Here is a 2,275-nt window from a genome sequence, read left to right as displayed (position 1 = left end):
GTCGAATCCTGCCCCGTCAACCCACGTCCGGTAAGCAAGCCCTTGCCTCTACATCGGCAATCGATCCGACTCCGCCAATTCTTGCCTGCATCGAGCTGTTTCCCGTCAGTGGGAATGTGATGCGATGACGACGTTCACGCCTGTGGGTTCTGCCGGCCCCGGAGGTGGGCGCGGATGCCGGGCAGGCTCGGTGCCTCCGGCATGATGTCGGAGAGTTCGGGCATGTCGTCGAACTCGGCCGCGACCGGGGCGGTGAGGGCCTGATGCTGTTCGCGGACGTTCCCGGCCGCCGCTCGGACCACGTCGACGATGAGGCGCGCGAGGTCGTCGGGCGTCTTGCGCAGTGCGGCGGTGCTCAGCGTCAGATCGGCCAGTACGCCGTCCGAGTCCACGGTGACCTCCACCGACCGGTCGGGTGAATTGGCCTGTGCCTGAATCGCTTCCCGCTGCGTGTACGCCTCGGCCAGTTGGCCCTGCTTCCGCTCGTAGGCGTCCAGGAGGTGCTCGACCTGGTTACGCAACCCATTGTTGGCCGACAGCAGGCCCTCACGCTTCCAGCGATCCATAGCTGACAATTTTTCCCGCTCACCACTGATGGGAAGACCGCAGCCGCCCCTCGATGCCGCTACCGTCTGTCCGGCACCGCAGCTCGTGCCATCACCACCAGCAAGCGATGCAACACCTTGGCCGGGCCGCGAGCCTTACCGCCGTGCATCTCGACCGCGGCGAATCCGGCGGCCAGCGCTCGACCGGGCGACAGCGCGTCGTTGTCGAAACTGTAGTCGTCCAGTTGGGCCCGCCAGCGTTTGTAGCCGCTGACGATGTGGCCCAGGTTGTTGGCCTGAGCGCCACTGATCCGCAGGTATTCGGTGATCAACGCACGCTGGGCTTCATGCCGGGCGCGCAGTCTACCGGTGAGGTCGAGCACGTGGCCGAGTTCGAGCAGCATCGTCGCGTACATCGGCCGACGCTCCGTCTTGTCCGCGGATCGGGTTGCCACCCTGTCGCGTTCGATGAGCAGACCGGGGTCCTCCACGGCAGCCCGGGTGAGGACGATCCACGGCTCCGGAGTCTGCGAGAAGTCTGCCCCGGAGTACGATATGTCTGTCGCACAACGGTTCTCGACGTGCGACATCGGCCCGCTCGCGGCGATCGCGATGCCGCGGAGAAGGATCGAATACTTCGTGAGCACCGCGTCGACGGCATCGGCGATGTCCTGTGCCGTCTGTTCGGCGACACCGGTCGCCTCGAATCCGGTGATCTCGAGGCCGTGCCGGGCGGCCATCTCCCGCAGGATGCGCAGGGCCTCGTCATCGGTCTCCGGCCGCGGCCGCACCGCCGCAGGCTCCCGGCGCGCAGGTGTGGCGCGGCGTTTCTCCTCGCCCGGCTTGGCGGGGCTCGGTGGGCGGTCGGGTTTGCGCGGTGGGGAAACCCTTGGAGGCGTTCGGCTTTCCGGAGAGTTCGCGGTCTCCGGGGTGCTCGACCTCGCCGCGTTTCGAGCCCAGGGCGTTGCGGCTGCCGGGCGGGCGGAGATGTTTCGGGCCGCGGCGTTCGGATTGGCCGGTGTCGTGCTCGTGCGGGCATCGGCGCCACGGGTTGCCGGGGTGGCGGGGGTGTTCGGAGCCGCGGTGCTCGGAGCGGGCTCAGTGGGCTGCTGCTGATCTGCCTGCTGCTGATCTGCGTTCGAGCCGTCGTCGGCCGGGGCGGAGCTGTTGCCGGGAGAGCCCGACTCGGATGAGCCCGGCTGTTGACGTGCGGCCGGTTGCTGCTGGTTCGTGCTGGTGGCAGGACGCGCGGCGCTGTCGGATGGCCCGGAACCCGTGTTGTCCGCCGCCGTCGTCGGTGTGCCCGGTGATCCGGTGGATTGCTGGGTGGGCCGAGCACTTTGGTTCGGGTAGCCGGAGGTGGGCGAGGAGATCGGCGGCGGATCTGTAGTCGAGGTGCCGGTGTTCGCCGGATCGGCAGTGCGAACCTGCGTGGCGCCGCTATCGTCCTGATTCTCGAACGAATCGGTGATGTTGCGCAGGTCGACGCCCATCGCGCGCACGGCAGCCACCAGGTTGTCCATACCCTCCATGCCCTGTTTCTCGCCCGGGACATAGGTTTTCGCGAAGGTCTCACCGGGTTCGTCGTTACCCCAGCAGTCGCCCTCCTGGCCCAATGCGGCCTTCAATTCCGCCACCATGCGTGCCGTCTCGTCGGCGACCTGATCCAATTCCCGCGCTGAGGCACGCATCGCGCCGGTGTCGACCCAGAGTGACTCGCTCATACCACG

At 67.6% G+C, this 2,275-nt stretch carries 2 protein-coding genes; both read right to left on the bottom strand.

What is annotated here, in order from left to right; translation table 11 throughout:
- Window positions 1–134: 134 nt before the first annotated feature.
- Window positions 135–566 carry a YbaB/EbfC family nucleoid-associated protein gene (locus tag K7711_RS36715; RefSeq protein ID WP_222975672.1) on the bottom strand — a complete coding sequence of 144 codons (432 nt, stop codon included), beginning with the start codon at window positions 564–566 and terminating at the stop codon, window positions 135–137.
- A gap of 59 nt (window positions 567–625) precedes the next feature.
- A complete protein-coding gene (locus K7711_RS36710) occupies window positions 626–2,269 on the bottom strand; it encodes a WXG100 family type VII secretion target (RefSeq protein WP_222975670.1) in 1,644 nt (547 codons plus the stop codon).
- Window positions 2,270–2,275: the final 6 nt, after the last annotated feature.

The organism is Nocardia coffeae (assembly GCF_019890715.1).
GTDB classification, from domain to species: Bacteria; Actinomycetota; Actinomycetes; order Mycobacteriales; family Mycobacteriaceae; genus Nocardia; species Nocardia jiangxiensis.
The sequence above is the reverse complement of the archived record's forward strand: the minus strand, read 5'-3'. Positions and strand labels throughout refer to the sequence as shown.

Excerpts from the sequence above, each read along its gene's own strand:
- K7711_RS36715 (WP_222975672.1), bottom strand. The coding sequence starts at position 566 with ATGGATCGCTGGAAGCGTGAGGGCCTGCTGTCGGCCAACAATGGGTTG.
- K7711_RS36710 (WP_222975670.1), bottom strand. The coding sequence starts at position 2,269 with ATGAGCGAGTCACTCTGGGTCGACACCGGCGCGATGCGTGCCTCAGCG.